The 23218-nt window shown below is 53.6% G+C and carries 14 protein-coding genes; 5 read left to right on the top strand and 9 right to left on the bottom strand.

The features are described from left to right. Positions 1 to 6: 6 nt before the first annotated feature. Positions 7 to 1275: an ABC transporter substrate-binding protein gene (locus L103DPR2_RS00385; RefSeq protein ID WP_055359239.1), complete on the bottom strand. Its 1269-nt coding sequence runs from the start codon at positions 1273 to 1275 to the stop codon at positions 7 to 9. A 28-nt stretch (positions 1276 to 1303) separates the two neighbouring features. Further along, positions 1304 to 4000 carry an alpha-1,6-glucosidase domain-containing protein gene (locus L103DPR2_RS00380; protein ID WP_156339835.1) on the bottom strand — a complete coding sequence of 899 codons (2697 nt, stop codon included), beginning with the start codon at positions 3998 to 4000 and terminating at the stop codon, positions 1304 to 1306. Between the two features lie 177 nt (positions 4001 to 4177). Between L103DPR2_RS00380 and L103DPR2_RS00370 the strand changes: the two genes are divergently transcribed. Then, on the top strand, positions 4178 to 5734 hold the full coding sequence (locus L103DPR2_RS00370) for an alpha-amylase family glycosyl hydrolase (RefSeq protein WP_082466661.1): 1557 nt from the start codon (positions 4178 to 4180) through the stop codon (positions 5732 to 5734). A 13-nt stretch (positions 5735 to 5747) separates the two neighbouring features. After that, positions 5748 to 6968 carry an alpha-amylase family glycosyl hydrolase gene (locus tag L103DPR2_RS00365; RefSeq protein WP_055359235.1) on the top strand — a complete coding sequence of 407 codons (1221 nt, stop codon included), beginning with the start codon at positions 5748 to 5750 and terminating at the stop codon, positions 6966 to 6968. A 38-nt stretch (positions 6969 to 7006) separates the two neighbouring features. Here the strand turns inward: L103DPR2_RS00365 and L103DPR2_RS00360 are convergent, their stop codons facing one another. Beyond that, a complete protein-coding gene (locus tag L103DPR2_RS00360) occupies positions 7007 to 8518 on the bottom strand; it encodes a tryptophan halogenase family protein (protein WP_055359234.1) in 1512 nt (503 codons plus the stop codon). A gap of 98 nt (positions 8519 to 8616) precedes the next feature. Continuing rightward, positions 8617 to 11388 carry a TonB-dependent receptor gene (locus L103DPR2_RS00355; protein ID WP_055359233.1) on the bottom strand — a complete coding sequence of 924 codons (2772 nt, stop codon included), beginning with the start codon at positions 11386 to 11388 and terminating at the stop codon, positions 8617 to 8619. Positions 11389 to 11676: 288 nt separating this feature from the next. Between L103DPR2_RS00355 and L103DPR2_RS00350 the strand changes: the two genes are divergently transcribed. Both L103DPR2_RS00350 and L103DPR2_RS00345 read left to right on the top strand, forming a co-directional pair. Then, positions 11677 to 12894 carry a tetratricopeptide repeat protein gene (locus L103DPR2_RS00350; RefSeq protein WP_055359232.1) on the top strand — a complete coding sequence of 406 codons (1218 nt, stop codon included), beginning with the start codon at positions 11677 to 11679 and terminating at the stop codon, positions 12892 to 12894. A 71-nt stretch (positions 12895 to 12965) separates the two neighbouring features. Then, complete coding sequence (locus L103DPR2_RS00345; protein WP_055361745.1) at positions 12966 to 13964, top strand: LacI family DNA-binding transcriptional regulator; 999 nt, start codon at positions 12966 to 12968, stop codon at positions 13962 to 13964. A gap of 23 nt (positions 13965 to 13987) precedes the next feature. Here the strand turns inward: L103DPR2_RS00345 and L103DPR2_RS00340 are convergent, their stop codons facing one another. Beyond that, entirely contained in the window at positions 13988 to 16093 is a 2106-nt protein-coding gene (locus L103DPR2_RS00340) for an ATP-dependent helicase (RefSeq protein ID WP_055359231.1), read from the bottom strand. Positions 16094 to 16189: 96 nt separating this feature from the next. Here L103DPR2_RS00340 and L103DPR2_RS00335 point away from each other — a divergent pair, with 96 nt between their 5' ends. Continuing rightward, positions 16190 to 17155, top strand: coding sequence for an AEC family transporter (locus tag L103DPR2_RS00335; RefSeq protein ID WP_055361744.1), 966 nt, complete (start codon positions 16190 to 16192; stop codon positions 17153 to 17155). Between the two features lie 9 nt (positions 17156 to 17164). On the opposite strand, the gene priA is transcribed toward L103DPR2_RS00335, so the two are convergent. The 4 genes from priA to L103DPR2_RS00320 form a co-directional block, all read right to left on the bottom strand. After that, entirely contained in the window at positions 17165 to 19258 is a 2094-nt protein-coding gene (priA, locus tag L103DPR2_RS00330) for a replication restart helicase PriA (protein ID WP_055359230.1), read from the bottom strand. Positions 19259 to 19263: 5 nt separating this feature from the next. Further along, positions 19264 to 19419: a hypothetical protein gene (locus L103DPR2_RS14275; protein WP_156339834.1), complete on the bottom strand. Its 156-nt coding sequence runs from the start codon at positions 19417 to 19419 to the stop codon at positions 19264 to 19266. A 253-nt stretch (positions 19420 to 19672) separates the two neighbouring features. Next, a complete protein-coding gene (gene hemE, locus L103DPR2_RS00325) occupies positions 19673 to 20788 on the bottom strand; it encodes a uroporphyrinogen decarboxylase (RefSeq protein ID WP_055359229.1) in 1116 nt (371 codons plus the stop codon). 96 nt (positions 20789 to 20884) lie between these two features. Continuing rightward, entirely contained in the window at positions 20885 to 23167 is a 2283-nt protein-coding gene (locus L103DPR2_RS00320; RefSeq protein WP_055359228.1) for a protein-disulfide reductase DsbD family protein, read from the bottom strand. Positions 23168 to 23218 lie beyond the last annotated feature (51 nt).

The following is a 23218-nucleotide window of genomic DNA, read 5'->3' as shown; positions in this document are numbered from 1 at the left end:
CCGGTATCACCAGTGTTTGCGTCTGATTTGTTTCAGGCGCGATTCGAGTTTGGTCACGGCTTCTTCGCCAGTGGTGCGTTTGGACATCACTTCGTGAGCCGCATTCCAAAAGCTTTGGCTCACTTGGGGGTATTTGAGGCCAGTGGCTGTGGTGGGCCTGGCCACACTGTTAGCGAACACTTCGGCCAAGGCCCCCATGAATTCGTTGGCTTCAAGCACTTCTTTGTCTTTGTAGAGCGCAGGCAATGTGGGGTTGTACGAGCCATGAATGGCACGCGTTTTTTGCACCGCAGCGCTGGTCATGTACATCACCAAGTCGGCGGCAATGGCGGGGTGCTTGGAGTATTTGGAGACGCCCAACTGCCATCCCCCCAAAGCGGCTGCACTGGGGTTGCCTGGCAATTTGGCAACGCCCACTTTGCCTTTGACCAAGCTGTCATTTTTCTGCATCAAGGCCCATGCATAGGGCCAGTTGCGCATGAAGAGTGCATTGGCATTTTGAAAAACACCGCGCGCTTCCTCTTCCTCATAATTCAACACGCCAGCAGGACTGATGCTGCCAATCCAAGAGGCGGCCAAGTTCAAGGCCTTGGCAGCTTGGGCATTGCGAATGGTGATCTCGCCGTCCGCATTCACCACCGTGCCGCCGCCTTGTCCGCCCACCCATTCAATGGCGTTGCAAGTTAGCCCCTCATAGGCTTTGGCTTGAAAGACAAACCCATGAAAATCTGTATCGCCTTTAGCGCGCTCACCTGTTTGAACTTTCAACGCTGTTTGCGTGAGTTCTTCCCAAGTTTGAGGCACACGCAAACCATATTTTTTCAGCAAGTCGGTGCGGTAATACAGCAGGCCTGCATCGGTGTACCAAGGCATGCCTAAGAGTTTGCCGTTGACACTGTTGTTGGCAATGATGGCTGGAAAGTGCTGAGACTCAACCCCTTGGCTGTAGGGCTTGAGGTCGGCCAAATGGTCCTTCAACAAGCCCGGCCACACCGTGTCGATTTGCACCACATCGATGTCGCTCGATTTGGCTGCAAACAGCTGGCGGTACAGCGCCAGTTTTTCAGTGGGGCTGTTGGGCGGGGAGAAGTTTTTGATGGTGTTGCCTGTTTTGGCAGCCCAAGCTTGGGCATGCTTCAAACAGAATTCAACGTCGCTGCCACTTGGGCCGCATGTAATGGTGATTTCAACGGCTTGCGCGTAAAGAGATGCGCCCAGCATGCCAATGGCGAACACCCAACTTGGCAAAGTCCGCGCTAATTCTTTGTACGTCATGCGAAGTCTCCGTAAACAAAAGGGTCCTTCAAGGTTGGCCTCCCTTCACAATGAACACCACGGCACTGCGTGCTGGAATATCAAAACCGCCCGTGCTGGCGGTGTACCGCGCCGCATGCCGAATGCGTTCATCGGCCGCTTTGGCGTCCGCCAACACAGGATGCAACTCAAACGCTTGATGCGCCAGGGTCGGCGCGCTGAAGTGCTTGGCCTCTGGGGCGACATTCACAAAATAAATCAACGCGGCAAAGTCTTTGAGTCCGCGTCCATCCACATGGCCGACGATCAAGCGGGGATCTGCCTGCGCTTCAGTGTTCAAGAAAGTCAGTCGATCTTGGATAGCTTGTGCCGATTTCAAACGCAGCAATTCGGTGCTTTGTCGAATCTTCAACACATCGCGAAAAGCATCTCTTGTCCAAGCAATGTCCTGAGGCGTGGGCTGTAGCTTTTGATTTTGAAGCAGTGAAGTACTCAAGGCTTTTGCGCTGGCAGTGCCATTCAATTCAGGGACTGCTCTGCCGAAACCGTTGTGCTTGTAAGACCAATCCAACACGTTGAATGCATCACCTGAGTCATAGCTGTTGCCATCCAAGGATTTGGATCGCAGGATGTCCATGCCTGCGTGAAAATAGGCAATGCCTTGACTGAAGGCTGTCAAAGCCGAGGCCAAATGCTGTACACGTGCACGCTCTGAGCTTGGCGTGTCCAGCGGCAACTTGTAAGCCAAGCTGTCAAACAAGGTCAGGTTGTCGTGGTTTTCGGCATAGTTCACCACCTCGCTGGGCTCGCTGGCATAACCGGTTGGTTGATCGCCATAGGGGAGGTCTTGTAAAGCCTTCACGTTGCCATCGGCCGTCACCATGCGATAGGTGCGCAAAGAGCCGGCCAAGCCAGCGCGAATTTGTGCGGCCACGTGCGCCGACTTTTCTTGGCCACTCACAAAACCTGGCATCTTGACCAAAGTTTCAACCGCATCACTGGCGCCGCCACCGCGGATGGCATCGCGCAAACGATCGTTGAACGTGCCAATGCCCGTGCCATTCAGTGACAACTGTGACGCTTGGACAAAGCGCGAACCATTCGCCACTTCACCAAAGTTCCAACCTTCGCCGACAAAGTCAATGCGTCGGCCGGTGACTTGTTGCACGCGTTCTTGCATGTCGACCATCACTTGACGCGGTTGATGCCCCATCAGGTCAAACCGAAATGAATCGAGCTTGTAATGCGCTGCCCACATCAACACCGAGTCGGACATCAACTTGCCCATCATCAGATGCTCCGTCGCGGTGTTGTCGCAGCACGTCGAACGTTCGACTTCGCCTTGTGCATTCAAACGTTGGTAGTAGCCAGGGACGATGCGATCAAGGACCGAATGAAGATGTTGCCCCGAAGCTGAGGTGTGGTTGTAGACCATGTCCATGCCAACTCGCAAACCTACTTCGTTCAAGCTCTTCACCATCTGGCGGAATTCAAGAATGCGTTTTGCACCGTCCTCGGCATCGCTGGCGTAGCTTCCTTCAGGCGCATTGAAGTGCAAGGGGTCATAGCCCCAGTTGAAGCAATCTTGTGTGCGCATTGTGGGTGTCAATGCGACCTTGGCGTTTAGGCTGCTTTGACAGTTTTTTTCTGGGACGGTGGCAAAGTCAAAGACAGGCAATAAATGCAAATCGGTCATGCCAGATTGAGCCAAAGCTTTTAAATGGCGCATGCCTTGCGACTGCTTTTGTGTCAATGCCAAGTACTTGCCGCGCATTGACACAGGCACTGTTTTGTCTTGAATCGAAAAATCGCGCACATGCAATTCATAGATGCGCATGTCAACGGCGTGCTTCACCGAAGAGGGTGAAGTGTGCGTGTCCCAGTTGGCAGGTTTTAGATGCGCAGCATTCAAGTCGGCCACATAACTGCGCTGCGAGTTGGCGCTCAAACTGACGGCGTAGGGATCGTTCACATGGTTGATCACGCGACCCACTTGGGGCACAAACACTTCAACGGCATAACGGTAGTAGGACCCTTGGGGTGCCTTCTGTGTTGTACTTGACCACACGCCGCTGACGTCATCGCGTAGCAAGTCCAACTTGCCATTGGCTTTACCTCGTGCTTTGGGATACAAGCAGACGCTGACTTTCAGTGCGGTAGGTGCCCAAATCGCAAAGGTCGTTTGATCGGCAGCGTGTTTGTGAGGCTGTTGTGTGATGGTGGCGCCCAAGCTGGCGTTCAAACTGGCAGGCGCAAACAAGGTGTCCAAGGCTTTGGCCGCTTGAATTCGTGTGGCATGTTGGACTCGCCCTTCGCTGTCCTCTTGAACCAAGACCAATTGCGATGCATGGAGTCGCCGCAATTCATCAGTCGACAGCCCTGACAATTCCCTCACATCATCGTTCCCTTGAAGCGGCCAAGATTGGTCATGGCCGATGGCTTGTTGGCCCACTTGAATTTGCAACGTGCCTTTGCGAGAGGCAAGCAGGCGCCATGGGAGGGCTGATGCAGGGGTGCCACGGCCCGCACCTTGGGGCCATTGAATATGAGTGGCATTTAACCAAATGGCAGCAGCGGGTAAGCCCAAGTCATTGGCTTGCAGGGTTTGATGACCCAAAGGCGCATCGCACATCGACAAATTCGCGTCGCGTGGAATGTCCGCAGCCATGCTGCTGGTCAAAGCCAGCATGGCAGGGATTGAACAAAGCGGTGCCCGCCAGGCGGGCGCGCTTGCGAAACTTGGCATCAAAAGACTCTAGGGTTTGAATACCGCAAATTATCGTAATAAAACTACAAAAAATCACCATGTAATCGATTGAATTAGGGTAATTACTGAATATCGGAAATTTTCTTAGATTGAAAATCTGTAGCTTTTCTACATTCCGTGGGGTTAGTCTGTTTTGTGCGGTCTGACTTTCGCAACATGACCTTCAAACATTTCTTCCATCTCCGTTTGGGCTTGTGGGCCTTGGTTTTTCTTTGCTTGTCGTGTGCCAATGCACAACCAAAGCCTCAAACCAGCCCATTGCCAGAAGCTTGGCACCGCGGGGCTTTCATGGAAATCTTTGTTCGAAGCTGGCGTGACAGTAACGGGGATGGGATTGGCGACCTTCAAGGCCTGACCCAATCCTTGGACCATTTGCAAGACTTGGGTGTCAAGGGCATTTGGTTGATGCCCATCACCACGAGTGCAGATCACGACCATGGTTACGCCACCACCGACTTTCGCAACATCGACCCCGACTACGGCACCTTGGCCGACTTTGATGCCTTGATCAAAGCTGCGCACGCGCGTGGCATCGGCGTCATCATGGACTATGTGCTCAATCACAGCGCGGCTGAGCATCCCTTTTTTCAAGACAGCTTGCGCAACCCTCAAAGCCCTTACCGTGATTGGTTTGAGTGGCGCAAAGAAAAGCCCACAGGCTGGGACATTTGGGGCCGTGATCCCTGGGTGGTGACGCCTCAAGGCAGCTACTTGGCCACCTTTGGGCCGCACATGCCTGATTTCAACATGCGAAATCCGGCCGTTGTGAAGTACCACGAAGACAGTCTGAAGTTTTGGTTGGACCGCGGCATCGATGGCTTTCGCCTGGACGCCGTGCCACACCTCATTGAAAACAGCGCCAAAGATTGGAATGACCAACCGGAGAGCCGTCAGCTGACGAGTCACTTCACCCGCCTGATCAAGTCCTATCCTGGCCGCTATGTGGTTTGCGAAGCCACCGCTGAACCTAAGGCCTACGCCCAAGAAGACATTTGTGGTGGCGCTTTTGCTTTCGGTTTGGAAAATCAAATTGCCAAAGCCGCAAAAGGCGAAAGCGATGCCATTCAAAAGGTGGCCCAGTATTACCAAACATCACCCCACACTTTGGCCAGTTTTGCGTCCAACCACGACCAATTTGCTGGCAAGCGCCTTTGGGATCAAGTTGCTGGCAACGAAACCCACTACAAATTGGCAGCGGCCACTTATTTGTTATTGCCCGGCACGCCTTTTATTTATTATGGCGAGGAGATTGGCATGGCAGGCGCCCAAGGCCTGACGGATGACCCCTTCATCCGCGGCCCCTACAGCTGGTCAAACGATGCGGCAACGGCTGGCTTCACCTCTGGCAAGCCCTATCGCGCATTGGCCAGCAATCTGGCCACCCACTCTGCAGCGCTTCAATACCAAACGCCCAACAGCCTGCGTTCTTTTTACAAAGATTTGCTCAAGTGGCGCAATGCCCGTCCATCACTTTCACAAGGGACTTACGAGCAGGCGACTGCCCATGGCCAGCTTCTGTCCTATGTGCGGCGGTGGGGCACCGAAGCGACGTGGGTCGTGATCAATTACAGTACGCAGCCGGCAGATTTCAAGTTCCCAAGCAGTTCGGCACAGCCCCGCTTGTTGTACGCCGGCCCGTCCTCTGAACCCTTTGTGTCAAAGCAGGGGACAATACCGGGACAATCGGTGCAAATTTTTTCCCTTGAGCCTTGAGTAGTTTTGATTCATGCAACACGTTTCCTGGTCACGCAGTGCCAACATTTACGAAGTCAATGTCCGTCAATACACCCCTGAGGGGACGCTGAACGCATTTGCTGCACATTTACCGCGTTTGCAACAAATGGGCGTGGACATTTTGTGGCTCATGCCCATTCATCCCATTGGCAAACTCAAGCGCAAAGGCAAACTGGGCAGTTATTACGCAGTGAGCGATTACAAGGCCATCAATCCAGAATTTGGCAAGCTCAAAGATTTCAAAGCCTTGGTGCAACAAGCGCACGAACTGGGCATGAAGGTCATCATCGATTGGGTGGCAAACCACACGGCATGGGATCATGAATGGGTCAAGCAACATCCAGAGTGGTACTTGAAAAACGACAAAGGCCAAATTCAGAGTTATCGTTACGACAACGGCACTGAAGTCGAAGACTGGACAGATGTGGTGGGTTTGGATTACAGCCAAAAACCGTTGTGGACCGCCATGATCCAAGCCATGCAGTACTGGGTGAAAGAAACCGACATCGATGGCTTCCGATGTGATGTAGCGCATTTGTTGCCACTTAAGTTTTGGCAGCAAGCGCGTGCCAAGTTGGATGCACAAAAGCCCATGTTCATGCTGGCCGAGTCAGATGACGCGCAGTTGCATGACGCTGCGTTTGACATGACATACGACTGGGCCTTGCAAGACGTCTTGAAAAAAATTGCCAAAGGTCAGGCCGATGTGCGTGACCTCAAAGACTATTTGGCATCCGCTGCGAATGCCTTGCCCACAGATGGCTATCGCATGACCTTCACAGCCAATCACGACACCAATTCTTGGCACAACCACGATGCCGGTCATTTTGGCGATGCCTTTGCCGCCATGGCCGTCATTGCCGCAACTTTCCCGGGCATGCCATTGGTCTACGGTGGACAAGAGTCCGGACTGAACAAAATGCTTCAGTTCTTTGAAAAAGACACCATCGATTGGCAAAATTTCAAACACGAAAAGTTGTACGCCAATTTATTGGCGATGAAGAAAAAGCACCCCGCATTGCACAACGGTGCTTTAGGTGCACCCGTTGAAGTGTTTGACGCAGAAAATCACCACATCTTGGCCTTTCGGCGACAAAAAGGCATCGACGTGGTGTCCGTGCAGGTCAACATGAGTGGACAAAACCAAAGCTTCAACTTGCATGGCAAACCGCGCAAACTGGGTGCGTGGGAATTTCAAATTCAAACCAGCTGAAGTTCATGCTGGCAGCCCTCGGGTGTTGCCAGCATTTTTTACATCGCCGGCGCAGCGCAATGCTTGGCAATGTACTCGGCGTGATCGGGCATGAAGTCCACGCATTTGGCAATCACGTTGCGCACGCTTTCTAGGTACTCTTGAATACTGCCTTCGTCTTGCAAGTCAACCAAGGGGTTGTAACGGGCAGGTTTTAAGTTTTGACCTTCCATCACTTGCAGCCAACCGACTTGGGAGAATAGCTCTTCATTGAAGCGAAAAATTCTGCCGTGGGTTTGGTACAAAGCGATTTTTTCTTTGAGTGAATCGGGCACCCTCATGTGCGCACAGGCTTTCCAAAATTCGGAGTCGGTGCGCTGGTTGGCGTGGTAATGCAGGATGATGAAGTCGCGGATGCGCTCATACTGAAAACGGCTTTGGGCGTTGTAGGTGTCGATGTCGATTTGACTGAAGCCTTGGTCCGGGAAAAATTCTACCAACTGGGCTACGGCAGCTTGAATCAAATGGATGCTGGTGGATTCCAGCGGTTCTAAGAAGCCGCTGGACAGACCCACTGCAATCACGTTTTTGTTCCAAGCCTTCTTGCGCATGCCCGTGTTGAACTTGATCAATCTGGGATCTGCCAAAGGCTTGCCATCCAGGTTGGACAACAAGGTGGCTGCGGCCTCATCTTCGCTGATGTGTTGACTGCAAAATACGTGACCATTGCCAATGCGGTGCTGCAATGGAATGCGCCACTGCCAGCCGGCTTTGTGTGCGGTTGAGCGCGTGAAGGGCAACAATTGAGGGGCCGATTCGCAAGGCACAGCCAGCGCACGATCGCAGGGCAACCAATGCGTCCAATCTTCATAGCCTGTTTTCAAGGTCTCTTCAATGAGCAAGCCTCTGAAGCCAGAGCAGTCAATGAACAAATCACCCTCGACGCGCTCGCCACTGGCCAGCACCACTGCATCGACATGGCCATCGCTGGCGCGTTGTGAGACCTGGGTGATTTTGCCTTCGGTGCGAACCACGCCACGCGCTTCGCACAATTTGCGCAAGTACTTGGCATACAAATTGGCATCAAAGTGATATGCGTAAGTGATGTCGCCCAAAGGTGAATTGGGGACCGACAAATCTGGACGCATGAATTTGTTGGCGCGGGCAGCGGCGCGTGTGATGGAATAGCTGCCAAGGTCTGCAGCTTTGCCAGCAGTCCGCATCTTGTGCCAATACTGCTCAAACGGCACCGTCCACAAGTCTTGTCCGATGGGGCCAAATCCGTGCATGTAGCGATCACCCACTTGGCCCCAATTGACAAACTCAATGGCCAATTTGAAAGTGCCGTAGGTGGCTTTCAAAAACTCGTTTTCATCGATCCCAGCCACTTTGTTAAAGCGCTGAATCATGGGAATAGTGGCTTCGCCTACGCCCACAATGCCAATTTCATCCGATTCCACCAATCGAATGTTGTACTTGCCACGCAGCACGCTGGCCAATGCGGTCGCCGTCATCCATCCCGCCGTGCCGCCGCCCACAATGACAATGTTTTGAATTAAAGGGTTTTGCATCTTCAACACCAAAGTGAAAAAAAAGGGAGGACAAGTCCCCCCTTACTTTAACGTTCCTCAAACACGCTGGCTTGAGGAAGGTTAAGTGACAAGTCCGATTAGAACTTGTAAGTTGCGCCCATCAAGTAGATTTTGCCGTACTTGACTTTTTCTGTGATGTTATCTGGCGTGTTGCTGTAACGTTGGAACTGTGCGTTGGTTGCATTGTTCACTTGGAACAGCAAGGACAAACCTTTGGCAGGGCCTTGTTGGAACTCGTAACCTGCTTGCAAGTCGACCACTGTTTCGCCTTTGATGAAGGTCAACTGGCGGCTGTCTTGGAAGTCACTGATTTCACCCAAGAAGTCTGAACGCTGACGGCCAGCAACAGCCACTTGGAAACCACTCTTCTCATAGTAGAAACGCAAGTTGTTCACGTTTTTCGACAAGCCTGGCAATGGAATTTTGTCCCTGCCAACGTCCTGCGTGCTGAAGCCTGCTGCTGGCAGGTTCACGTTGCTGGACGTGTTGGACATGTTGGCCATCACGCCGAAGCCGTCCAAAGCAGGCGTCAACATCGAGAAAGGCACGTTGATTGCCAACTCGATACCGCTGATATCGCCACCTTGACCATTGATGGGGCGAGTCAGCATGCCCATGGTGCCGTAGGGCAAGCCTGTGGGTGCGTAAGCCTTGAAGTCAAATGGTGTGGCTGTTTTCAGGATGTAAGTGTCGAGGTTTTTGTAGAAACCAGCGATGCTGACATAACCTTTTTTGCCAAAATATTTTTCGTAGGACACGTCAAATGATTTGGCGCGGAAAGGCTCCAAGCCTGGGTTGCCACCGTCGCCGGTGTAAGTGCCTTTGGTACTGTCATAGCTGAAGTTCATGCTAGAGCGCATGTCGCCCATGTTAGGACGTGCCAACACTTTGGCCACACCTACACGCAACACTTGATCGTCACCCGCATCGAAGTTCAAGTTCAAGCTGGGGTTGAAGTCGCTGTAGGTTTTGCCATTGCCAATGGAGATGCCAGGGCAAGTTGCAACGGTGTTGCCTGTGCAAGTTGCACGGTTCACGTTAAAGCCGGTGGAGCTTTGATCTGTGTTGACCAATTGCGCACCAATGTTGCCGCGGTAAGGCATGCCAAACATCGTGCCATCCATGTCGCCTTTGACGTAAGTGGTGGTGACTTTTTCGTTCACAGACCAGTCTTTGTTCAAGATGTCGCTGTCAACTTTCTTGGCCAAGTCATAGATGGTGCCCAATGAGCCACGTGGATCCCAAGACACCACTGCCAAGCCTGTTGTGCCGGCTACATTGGTGGCCGTACCAGGAACGGCTGCGCCTGCGTAAGGATCACCACCTTTCACGACCAAACGGCCTTCTTGTGTGGTGCGAACTTTGGTGCGATCAGAGAAGTTAGCGCCAATTTCAACCGAAGAAACGGGGCCGTATTCGACGTTGCGACGACCTGAGAAGCGAACGTTGTCCACTTTGTCGGTCACGAGAGGAATCGCCACATAACCCGCCTGTGGTGACGAAGGGCCACCGCTCCAGCCGTCTACGTCTGTCAACTTGATCACAGAGCGGTCAGCGTAGCTCAAACCTGTTTTGAACAAGGTGTCAGCCAAGTTGGTGCCGTTGAAACCGGACCAAGAAATGGTGTCTGTGCGACCCCCTTTGTTGCCGTCGCCTGGCAAGCCAGCGGTGGTTTCATAGCGTGAGCTCACGCGCGATACTTTAGATTGAGCGATGTCTGCTGCAGCTTTCCAATCACCCATTTTGAACTTGGTGTTCCAGCCGAAAGAGTCCAGCTTGTCGTCACCTGATTCCAAGTGATTGCGGACCACGCCTTTGTAGCCGTCCATGGTGCCGCTGGTGACGAAACCAGCAGAATTCACGATGGCACCTGGCAACAATTTGCCGGGGGGGTCGTAAGTAGAGTTTTCTAAGAACGCGCCTTCCAAACCTGTTTTCTTCAAGGCGAATGTACCTTTGGAAGAGAAGAAGTCCAACACAGTTTCGAAATCTTTGTTGGGCTTGTATTGCACAACGGCCATCAGGCCTTCACGGTTTGAACTGCTTTGCTCTGTGTCGGCTGTAAAGCCACCCGGAATTTTGACTGCTTGACCGTTGTAAGTGATGTCACGATTCCAGCCGCCCCAAGTGTTGAATTTCAACTGCTCAGCGCCTTCTTCTTTCAACTTGGTGTAACCCAAGGCAATACCCAAAGTGCGGTCTGCAAATTGGTCAACGTAGGAAAAAGATTGACGATCGCCTTTGCCTTCGCCAGCACCAGAGTCAACACCTGAGCGCTGTGAGCGAACGTTGGCAGAGAACGTGCGCTTGTTGAAGTCCAAAGGACGCACGGTGCGCAAGTCAATGGTGGAGGCCAAGCCTTGACCCACCAAAGAGGCTTCGGGTGTTTTGTGAATCACGATAGAGCCGAGCAATTCAGCTGGGAATTGATCGAACTCAACGCCACGGCTGTCGCCCGTAGAGGCTTGCTCACGGCCATTCAGCAAGGCGCCATTGAAATCGGGTGACATACCGCGAACGCTCACAGATTGCGCGCGACCTGTGGACTTATTGCGCTGTGCAGTAACGCCAGGCAGGCGAGACACAGATTCAGCAACTGTCGAGTCAGGCAACTTGCCAATGTCTTCTGCAGACAAGGCTTCAACGATGCCGTCAGAGTTGCGTTTGGTGGCAATGGCGTTTTCAATGGAGGCGCGGATACCCGTCACCACCAGCTCGCCGCCTGTTTGTTGCGCGTGTGTTGCGCCAGCAACGCTGATTAACAAAACAGCGCAGCCAGCCGCAACGGGGCTGACTTGAAAGCCGCTCTGTCTGACCGCTTTGCGCGATTTCTGATTGGTTTGTGTCATTCTTTTGACCTTAGATAGAGAAATGAAAAAAGAGGTGTGCTGCCCTTGGAGACTTCATGTAAACGATTGCACGAAGTGATTGTGTAGTAAAACTAGATGACCATTCACTTGGGAAATACCCTAGCTGTTGTATAAAAAAAACCAGGCAATAGTGAGTACTTTAGAGGTAAATAAATCCTGAGGGATGCATTGAGGCTGCGTCAAAATAGCGGAAAATTCGAATTCTTGTACCAAAATTACAGTCGGTCTGCCGATACAGTCACCCAGTCCTTTCTTGAAGAGTCCGTCATGCAGCTTTATCGCCCCTCTCTTTTGCTTTCAATTGCCTTGCTTTGCTTTGGCTTTGCCGCTCAGGCGCAAACCCAAGTTGCCATTCGACCTGAAGTGGCCAAGAGCTTGCAAGCGGCCCAAGATGCCCTGAAGGCGGGGCAAGTCGACAACGCTTTGAGCTTGTCACAGCAAGTCTTGGCCATGCCAGGCATCACCCCCGTCGAGAAACCCATCATTCAACGCACCTTGGCTGTGGCGGCGCTTCAGGCTAAGAATTTTCCTGTGGCTGTCAGCACCCTTGAGAACTTGATTCAAGAGATGCCGGCAGATGCGCCCGCTGCACAAAAGCGACCTTTGATCGAATCCTTGCTCAATGCCAGCCAACAGGCGCAGGACCACCAGCGAGTGGTCGATTGGGCTCGCATCTATTTAAAACTCGAAGGCAGCAACCCCTCGGTTCGGCCGGTCCTCATTCAAACCTTGTCCGTGATGAAACGACATGACGAAGTGGTTCAAGAAGTGAAAGACAAAATGCGTTCGGACGAGGCTGCCAAGCTCAAAACCCCCGAGAGTGAATTGCGCTTGATGGCCGTGAGCCAACGTCAATTGAAAGACGATGCAGGGTACAACGCCACCTTGAAGTTGTTGTTGCAAAACTATCCCTCCAAAGCCTATTGGGCTGAGATGATTCCGCGTTTGGCGCGTCAGGCCAACTTCAACGCCCGTTTCGATCTGGACCTGTACCGCTTGCTCGAACTCACTGGCAACTTGGAGGACAGCATTGAATTCATCGACATGGCCAACTTGGCGCTCAAAGCAGGTTTGCCTGCTGAAGCTGCGCGAACTGTCGAGCAGGCCTACAGTGTCGGCTTGATGGGCAAAGGCAGCGACGCGGCCAACCATCAAAAGTTGCGTCAACAAATTCAGCAGCGTTTGAACGAAGACGACAAGGCCTTGCCCGCTTTGGAGAAGTCAGCCAAAGATGGCAACGCTTTGGCCAGTTTGGCTGATGTCTACGCCGCGAAACAAAAATGGGATTTGGCACAAGCTCAGTACAACAAGGCCTTGAGCGTGGGTGGCTTAAGGCGTGAAGCAGAAACGCGCCTGCACGCCGGCATCGTCTTGTTCAAAGCGGGTCAAAAAGACGCGGCGCTCAAAATGTGGGACAGCGTGCAAGGCGATGCAACAGCAGTCGACATTGCCCAACTTTGGAAAATCTGGGCGGCCAGCAACTGATCGCGTCAGTTGAAATTTTGAACACCTTCAGCCCTCTGACTGTTTAAAGCGTGGAAAAAAGAAAACTGCAAATGTCAGACATTGCCAAGTTGGCAGGTGTCTCCACGGCAACGGTCTCGCGAGCCTTGAATGGCAGTGAAGCCATACGGCCTGAAACGCGTGAGCGCATCATGGCCTTGGCGCAGGCGCATCAATACACAGTGCACGCAGGTGCCAAGAACTTGCGAAGTGGCGAAAACCGAACCTTGGGCTTGGTCATTCCCTACCGGGCTTCTTTGCGCATGCAAGTGACAGATCCTTTCTTCTTGTCGATGCTGGGCCATTTGGCCGATGCCATGACCGAGGCACAGTACGATTTGCTGCTGTCGCGTGTGAATGCCGATCATTTAGACGAGTGTGCTGCGCTTTACGATTCAGGTCGGGTGGCTGGTATGGTGGTAGTGGGTCAATGGGATCACCATGATCAACTCAACGCGCTTGCCAAAAGACACGTGCCTGTGGTGGTGTGGGGCGCACATTTACCAGACCAGCTCTACTGCAGTGTTGGCAGCGACAACGCCAGGGGTGGCTTTGAAGCCACCGAGCATCTGATTCAGCAGGGCCGCAAACGCATTGCGTTCATGGGTGATTACGCTTCGGGTGAAGCCAAGTTTCGCTACGATGGCTATTGCAAAGCACTGCAAAAATATGGCATTGCGGTCGATCCGTCGCGGGTCATACTCTCTCCCTTCACTCCCCTAGAAGCGCAGCAGGCCATGCATCGATTTTGCGATCAACACCGGCCCATCGATGCCTTGTTTGCGGCCAGTGATTTGATTGCCATCAATGCCATGGGCGTTCTCAATGCACGTGGCTTCAAGGTGCCTGAAGATGTGGCGGTGGTTGGCTACGACGATGTGGACGCCGCGCGTCACAGTTTCCCGCCCTTGAGCACCATTCATCAACCATTGGATGTAGCAGCACGGGCGCTCTTGCAATCCTTGCAAGAGGTGATGCAGGGACGTCAACCTGCTTCGCGTCAACTCAGCAGCCCACTGGTGATTCGCGCTTCATCCCAGCTGGCCAAATAAGCTTCATCGTTGCGTGTTGTGATTCAGTCCTTATGAACAACCGAAGCCGCAGCCGCTTTCAACGCAAACTCGGCACGCAAAGCGCGAAGTTTTTCGCGCGGGTCTTCTTTGATGGTGGTTTTGTCTAAAGCCATCTCAGCAATGAAGCGGCTGGGCAATGCCGCGATGGTCTCGCGCCCTTTTTTGCGGCGCTTGGTCCAACTCACCGCCAATGATCGCTGTGCACGGGTGATGCCCACGTACATCAAGCGCCGTTCTTCTTGCAAGCGCGTCAGTTGTCCCTCAGCGTGAATTTCTGCATCGATCGACTCTTTGTTGTCCTCGTCCATTTTGAAGGGCAGCAAGCCTTCGTTCACGCCCACCAACATGACGTGCGGCCACTCCAAACCTTTGGCAGCATGCAATGTTGAAAGGGTGACCACATTGGGATCTTCCTCACGTTCGTTCAAGGTGGACAGCAATGAAATGGTTTGCGCCACTTCCAGCAAAGATTTGGTCTCACTTGCCACGTTCACGCCAGCCGCGTCATCGATCGTGCCGCCACACCGGCCCGCCATCCAATCGCAAAACTCCAGCACATTGGTCCAGCGCGCTGCGGCTACTTTTTCGTTGTCTTCGCCATCGTACAAATGCTTTTCGTAGCCAATGTCTTTGAGCCATTGCATCAAGAAGGCTTTGGCTTCTTCGGCGCCATGGGTTCTTTTGGCGCGGTACTCTAAATCGTTCATGAAGCGACCAAACTCGTGCAGGCTGCCCACGGCGCGCGCAGAAAGTCGGCTGCTGAGGCTGTTGGAAAACAAGGCCTCAAACAAACTCAATTTGTATTGACTCGCCAAGGTGCCAAGGCTCGCCAAAGTTTGATGGCCAATGCCCCGTTTGGGACTGGTGACAGCCCGCAAGAACGCCGGGTCGTCATCGTTGTTAACCCACAGGCGAAACCATGCACACAAGTCTTTGATTTCTGCGCGATCGAAAAAACTCTGGCCGCCCGATACTTTGTAGGGAATTTGCGCGCGTCGCAAAGCTTTTTCAAAAGGCTTTGCCATGTGATTGGCGCGGTACAAAATGGCGAACTCGCGGTAATCGCGGTATTGCACACCGCCTGCTGTGGTGGCGGTACCTGCGCGCAATGATTGAATGCGGGCCACCACGCGATCGGCCTCGTGTTCCTCATTGTCTGCATCCATGACGCGCACAGGTTCGCCTTCACCCAGTTCAGAAAACAGCGTCTTGGGATAGAGCTTGGGGTTGGGTTCGATCACGTTATTGGCGGCACGCAAAATGGCGCTGGTCGAGCGGTAGTTTTGCTCCAACTTGATCACTTTCAACTGTGGAAAGTCTTGCGGCAAGCGTTTCAAGTTGTCGAGCGTCGCGCCGCGCCAACCATAGATCGATTGATCATCATCACCCACCGCGGTAAATCTAGCGCGCTCGCCCACCAAGTGTTTCAGCACTTCGTACTGTGTGGCATTGGTGTCTTGGTATTCGTCAACCAGCACATGGCCCATGGCCGCCTGCCAACGCTCTCGAACCTCTGGAAAATCGGCCAGCAGTTTCAAGGGCAATCCAATCAAGTCGTCAAAGTCCACGCTTTGGTAGGCTGCCAAACGCTCTTCGTAGCGGCCCATGATGCGCGCGGTGACGCGTTCGTTTTCAGTTTTGGCAATGGCCTCGGCTTGTGAACTGTTCAAGCCGCTGTTCTTCCAAGCGCTGATGGCCCATTGCCATTGACGCGCTGTGTTGGCGTCTGTGGTGCCGCCACAATCTTTCAAGATGCTCACCACATCGTCGGCATCCAAAATACTGAACTGTGGCTTGAGCCCCAGCACGTGACCGTCTTGTCGCATGATGCGCACGCCCAGTGCGTGGAAGGTGCAAATCATCACGTCCTTGGCATCTTTGCCAATCAGTTTGCGAGCGCGTTCGCGCATTTCGCTTGCCGCTTTGTTGGTAAAGGTGATGGCTGCAATGCGCTTGGGTTCTAAGCCCACTTCAATCAAGCGCGCAATCTTCTGCGTGATCACTCGCGTTTTACCCGAGCCAGCGCCCGCCAACACAAGGCAAGGGCCTTTGACGTAGTGAACGGCTTCAAGTTGAGCGGGGTTTAAACCGAAGGAGGGGGACGACATGCTATTTGGACAGAAACACCGCAGCAGAAGTCACGCGGTGTGGTCATGGATCATAGCGGGCAAATCGGGCTCAATTTCCAAGGCACAATGTGGACCATGTTAGATGTCTTGCGCGTCACTTTCCCCTTCTTTGCATTGGTCTTTTGCGGCTATGTGGCTGCGCGCCGACAACTGTTGCCCTTTGAAGCCATTCCTGGCCTCAATGGTTTCGTGTTGTTTTTCGCGTTGCCTTGCATGCTGTTTCGCTTTGGTGCCAGTACCCCCATTGCACAGCTGCTCGATGCGGGCGCGTTTTTCATGTACTTGTTTTGCGCTTTGGTCATGGTGGCTTTTGTCTTAGCGGTCACCATGAATCGTCGAATCGGTTGGAACGATGGCGCGTTTGGTGCCTTAGTCGGCGCCTTTCCCAATACGGGCTTCATGGGCGTGCCTTTGTTGGTTGCACTGCTAGGATCTGCCGCTGCGGGACCTGCCATTGTGACCATCGTCATTGACATGGTCATCACCACCTCTTTGTGTGTGGCACTTTCTCGTTTAGATGGTGCCAGCGAACAAGGTGCCGCACAGGCTACCAAAAATGCTTTGTTGGGCATGGTCAAAAATCCCATGCCGTGGTCCATTTTGTTGGGTACTTTGTTCTCCGCCTATCAAGGCCAATTGCCTGGGCCTGTCGACAAAACCGTCGCTTTGCTGGCCGATGCGGCATCACCAGTGGCTTTGTTCACCATTGGCGCCGTACTGGCGCGTTCGCAAAAAATAGCGCATCACCAACAGCACGGCCCCCTCACTTGGCATGACTACGTGCCCGTTGCATTGATCAAATTGTTTTTGCATCCCGTGTTGGTTTTGCTGGTGGGTCTGGCGGCCATTGGGGTGGGTGTCCCCATCGATGTCTTCGCCCTCAAAGTGATGGTGTTGGTGGCGGCATTGCCCAGTGCCAGCAATGTGGCCATGTTGTCAGAGCGCTTTGGCGCTGACAGTGGCCGCATTGCGCGAATCATTTTGGTCTCAACCTCAGCGGCCTTTCTCACCTTTTCGGCAGCGGTCGCCTTGCTGCAATAGCGCGCTGCGTCAAATGGCCAGCGGGTCAACATCGACCAGCCATCGAATCAAACCTTTGTGCGCAGGATCCGTGCGCGACGCGTGCAGACACCCCTGAAGCAAATCCAACACTTTGTGCAGCGATGAACGAGATGTGCTTTCTAGCAGCATTTGCGCGCGCTCAACATTGGCCACGCGTTGAATGCTCATGGGCACGGCAGGAAACACACTGACCTCCGCCATCATGGCCGCAACGTCTGCATCGTCTTGCGCCAGACTTTGCAGTTGTGCATGGCCATGGTTTAAAAAGGCTTGCGCCACAGCCTGCATGCGTGCATCGCAGCGAATCAAAGCCTGAAAGCTGCTGGGCGGCAAACCAGCTTCTAAGCGTTCTTTCAATTGTTGTTCTGCAAACGCAGGGTAGTCGTGTTTTTTCAGCGCCTCAAACAAGGGGTGCGCAGGGTGAAAGGTTTGGACCCACATTTCACTGGACGCACTTTGCGAAGCATCCCGGCCGGCACGGCCCCCAGCTTGCATCAGCAAAGCAAACAAACGCTCTGGTGCTCTGAAATCACTGGAGAACAATGCGCCGTCTGGGTTGATGGCGGCCACCAAGGTGATGCGCCTGAAGTCATGTCCCTTGGCGATCATTTGGGTGCCCACCAGCACATCCACTTCGCCGCTGTGAACGCCAGCCAATTGGGCTTCGAGTGCACCCTTGAGTTTGGTGCTGTCGGCATCAATGCGCATCACCCGAACGGCTTGGCCGTCTGGTCGTTTCACGTCCACCAACAGCTCGGCCAAATGTTCTTCCAATTGTTCGGTGCCGCGTCCCATCGGGGCAATGTCTGCATTGCCGCACGCCGGGCAGGCCCGCGGTACGCGCTCGGTAAAGCCGCAATGGTGGCACCGCAGGGTGCGGTCAATTTTGTGAAACACCCGAAACGCGCTGCAATGCGCGCATTCACTTTTCCAATCGCAATCGGCGCAGTGCAGCACAGGTGCATAGCCGCGTCGATTGAGCAGCAACATGCTTTGCTCACCTTTGGCCACACGTTCTTGAATGGCTGCAATCAAGGGTGCAGACAAGACGGTTTTGCGGGGTTGGTGGTTCATGTCCACGCGGCGCACAAAAGGCAATTTGCCCGCACCAATGCGCGCCGGCATTTGCAGGCGCACATAACGACCGCCTTCTTCGGCAGGCCGACTTTGGTGCCAACTCTCCAAAGAAGGAGTGGCCGACCCCAAAATCACTTTTGCACCTTCTAGCCTTGCGCGGTAAATGGCCAAGTCACGCGCTGAATACCTGGCGCCTTCTTGTTGCTTGTAACTGGCATCGTGTTCTTCATCGACCACAATCCATTTCAGCTTGGGCATGGAGGCAAAAATCGACATGCGTGTGCCCAGCACAATTCGCGCAGAACCGTTGTGCGCTGCAAGCCAACTTTTCAAACGTTGCGGCCCGGTCATGCCACTGTGCATCGACACCACGCCTTCGTCACCAAAACGCGCTTTCACACGGTCTTCCAATTGCGGGGTTAAATTGATTTCGGGCACCATCATCAGCGCCTGCGCTTCAGGATCCTCTGCAAGGCACCGCGCAACGGCTTGCAAATAAACTTCGGTTTTGCCACTGCCCGTTGCGCCGTGGATCAAAAAGGGGCCCGGTGCTTCCGCCATTTGCGCCAGCACCTGGATTTGCTGTTCTGACAAAGGCCAAGGCGATGCCAGTGCCGCTTTCAAGGAGGCGTCGGATGCGCTTTGTTTTTTCAAACGGCGCGCCAGTTGCACGGGTGTCAGGTCACGCAATTGCGGCGGCAAGGCGGCCAAGGCCACTTCACCAATGGCGCGTTGGTAATACTGCGCCGTGAATTGAACCAACTGAAGCCAATGTGGGCTTAAGGGGCTCACACCGTCAAGCACAGCCGCCACATTTTTCACGGCGCTTTGTGCCAAATGAGAGGGAGCCTGCGAATGCACGCGCCAGACCACACCCAAGACTTCGCGCTTGCCAAAGGGGACGCGGACCAAGTGACCGACTTGCGCCGGCAGGTCTGTGCAGTACGTGAGCAGCCCACCCACTTGGCTGTGGGCGGGCGCCGAAACTGCGACGTCAAGCCACATTTGCATCAAGTCCCTTGTGTTGCAACTTCACATTGAAGTCGTTGCTGCATTCTGTCATTTTCTTGCTCATAAATATTCTTGAAATCACAGGTAAGTCGTTGTTTTTCAAGATCTTTAGAAGCAGTCCCAATAAACTGTGGATAACTTTGTTGAAAACTCATTCTGATGCCTCGGAAAGCCTTGAAAAATAAGGCTTTGCTTGGATTGCTCGAGAACTGAGCAGATTCATAAAGTTAAATTAAATCAATAACTTAGCGATATCATGCTGCTGTCAGAAAGATCGCATGCAAGCTGAGAATTTTAAAATCTGTTGAAATTGCTTTTGTGCATAAGTCAATAGAAAAAACCCAAAAATTTAAAAATATTTTCAGTTTTTTAGGGGGTTTTACGCGTAGGGGCACCAACTCTCAAACATCATTTTCGCAGCGCCTTGGAATGGCTGTGAACGGCCTCTACCAGGGCTGAGACGTGTTCTGGGGGGGTGAACTGGCTGATGCCGTGCCCCAGATTGAAAATATGCGTGGGTCCTGTGCTGTTGGCATCGGTGTGTGGCTTGCCAAAACTGTCCAACACCCGAATCACTTCCTGTTGAATTTGCGCAGGCGGCGCAAACAGCACATTGGGGTCAATATTGCCTTGCAAGGCTTTGCCCGGGCCATTCACGGCACCCCCCACCATTTGGCGGGCGCGTCCCAAGTTCATGGTCCAGTCCAAACCCAGCACGTTGCAATCGAGTTGACCCATCTCTTCAAGCCACAAGCCGCCGCCTTTGGTGAAAACAATGCTGGGAATGCGCACGCCCAGGTGCTCTTTCTTCAGCAGCGACAGCACTTTGGCGGTGTAGGCCAAGCTGAACTCCTTGAATGCCGCATCGGCCAACACGCCGCCCCAACTGTCAAAAATCATGACGGCTTGCGCACCAGCTTCAATTTGGGTGTTGAGGTAGGTGGCCACTGATTGCGCATTGATCTCCAAAATGCGGTGCATCAAATCAGGACGGCTGTACAACATGGTTTTAACCAAACGGTAGTCGTCCGAACCTTTGCCTTCCACCATGTAACAAGCCAGTGTCCAAGGGCTGCCTGAAAAGCCAATCAGAGGCACGCTGCCATTCAAGGCTTTGCGAATGGACGTGACCGCATCAAACACATAGCGCAGTTTGGCCATGTCGGGCACTTGCAGTTCGGCCACTGCCGCTTCATCGCGCACACTTTTGGCAAAACGTGGGCCTTCACCCTGCGCAAAGCTCAGCCCCAAGCCCATGGCATCGGGCACTGTCAAAATGTCGCTGAACAAAATGGCGGCGTCCAGCGGATAGCGCGCCAAGGGTTGGAGGGTCACTTCGGTGGCGTAGTCCACGTTGGTGGCCAGGCCCATGAAACTGCCCGCTTTGGCGCGTGTGGCGCAATACTCAGGCAAGTAACGGCCCGCTTGCCGCATCAGCCAGACGGGCGTGTGGTCCGTGGCCTGGCGCATGCATGCACGCAAGAAAGTGTCGTTGGTCAAAGGGGCAAAACTGGCAGAGGTCATCGCAATCAAAGCCGTAGCGGCGTTTCCAAATGGTTCTGCCGCATTCTCGCAGACGATCTGCTGCCTTGGCTCTCAATTGACATGCGTCAATCCAAATTATGGCGATGTCTTCACTTGGCTCAATGAATTTTGAATCTCTGAAACCGACGGCAATTCAGACAACAGTTGCACGTTTTGACCGGGTGCATACCAAGCATACACAGGCACGCCATTGCGGCCCAGCGCGTTGAGGGCTTGGGTAATGGCCGGGTCGTAGCGTGTCCAATCGGCCCGCAGCAGCAAAACTTTCTTTTGTGCAAAGTCGGAGATCACGGCGGGGTTGCTGAAAGTTATCTTTTTGTTGAACTGACACGTCACGCACCAAGCCGCCGTAAAGTCCACAAACACCGGTTGACCTGCCGCCCTGGCCTTGGCCACTTTGTCTTCAGACCAAGCCTCCCAAACAACACCCGAAGAAGCTTGCGCGCCCTTAGCGTTTGATGCAGATGCAGATTCATTTGCGGCAGCAAGGCCCGCATTGCCATTCAGATTGCCCGAGTCAGGGTCGATGTGTGTCCAACTGGCGCCCCATTGCCACAAAGTGCCGAGCAGCACCAGTGCGGCGAAGCTCCGCAAAGCCCAAGCGGTTTTGCTTTGGTGTGCCAAGGCCCACAACATGAAGGCCAAGCTGAGCAAACAAATCAGGAAGCCCGTGACGCCCTCCATGCCCACTTGTTGGCCCAGCACCCAGACCAACCAAATGACAGTTGCATACATGGGAAACGCCATGAACTGTCTGAACGTCACCATCCATGCACCAGGCCGTGGCAGACGGTTCACCCAAGCCGTGCTGAAAGTTACCGCCATGAAAGGCAGTGCCATGCCCAAACCCATGGCTGCAAAAATGGGTAGCGCTTGCCAAGCGGGAAGACCGATCGCCAAGCCAAGTGAAGCCCCCATGAAAGGTGCTGTGCATGGCGAAGCAATGACCACAGCAAACACGCCAGACCACAACGAATTCACCCAGGTCTTGGACCATTGAACGCCAGCAACGCTGCTCGGAACAAACGATCCAAATTCAAACAGGCCCGACAGGTTCAATCCCATCACTGCAAACAACATGGCCAAGCCACCCACGACCCAAGGCGATTGCAATTGGAAGCCCCAGCCCAATTGCGATCCGGCTGCTCGAAGTGCCAGCATCAAACCGCCCAGCAGCAAAAATGAAATCAACACGCCTGCGGTAAAAGACCAAGCAGACACCTTCATCGCCTTGGGGCTGTCAGAGTGCTGCGTGATGCTCAGCAACTTGATGGCCAAAACTGGAAAAACGCAAGGCATCAAATTCAACAACAAGCCACCCGCAAATGCACCCAACAGCGCCAAGGCCCAGGTGGCAAAAGGCGCGGGCAAGCTGCTGACGGTTGATGCCGCAGGCGGGGTTGCTGGTTTGGCGTCTTCTGTGAACGTTTGCCACTGACCTTGTACGGGCGTATTGAAAGTCCACTGCAATCCCGTCGGTGCTTCGGCCTTGCCTTGCATCAACAGCCACGCCATTTCCTTGGGGCTGTCCATTCGCTCACTGGAAACTTTCACTTGAACCTGTGTCAGTTCCTTGCCGTCTTGAGAGGTGCCTTGGATCAGGGGCGCTGCATTGTTCTGAATCACATTGGCCGTTTGGGGTAACACGGTCCAAGGCCCCTTTTTCAATTCGTCCGGTAATGCTGCAATGCTGAGTTGAATCGAGCGGCCATCGTCCGCAATGCGCGCTGCATGGGCGCCTTTCAAAGGTGTTGCTTGCTGTGCCAGTGCTTTTTGAAATGAAGCCGATGCCATGACGGTGGCGCCTTGGAGCGGGATCGACAACTGAAAATCGCCTTCTTGCGGAATGCATTCTTGTTTGCAAACCAGCCAATTGGCATGAAGCTGAACATCGAAGGTGGTGAGCGTGGCAGACGGTTTGAAGCCCTTGTCAATTTGAAGGGGTGTTACCAGCAACACCGTGTCTTCGTAGCCAAAATTGGCCATGGGGCCAATGGGAATCATTTTGGGTGCAGGCCAAATCAAAGGCGATGCCGAAACGCCTGCAGGCAGTTTCCAAGTGAGCTCGGTGGGCAGTCCAGAGTCACCGGGATTGCGCCAGTAAGTGTGCCAATGGGGTTGATGCTGCAGTTCAAGGCCCAGCCAAATGGTTTGGCCCGCCGCAATGCCCTGCGGCGCAAGGGCCAACAGGCTGGCTTTGACTTGCTGGGTTTGAACCACATTGGACACCTTGGCATTGCCCAGCAATTGCGCTGGGGTTTGTGCTTGCGCTGACAAGACGCCCACGACGAAGACCCAAGCCAGCAGCATGGCGAGCCTGAGAGGGTTCAAAAAGCGACGAAAGTTCAAAAGCAACATAAGCCAGAAGCATTCCAAAAATAGCAACGATGCCATGTTCTAACTCTACAC

Source organism: Limnohabitans sp. 103DPR2, from assembly GCF_001412575.1.
Taxonomy (GTDB): domain Bacteria; phylum Pseudomonadota; class Gammaproteobacteria; order Burkholderiales; family Burkholderiaceae_C; genus Limnohabitans_A.
The sequence above is the reverse complement of the archived record's forward strand: the minus strand, read 5'-3'. Positions and strand labels throughout refer to the sequence as shown.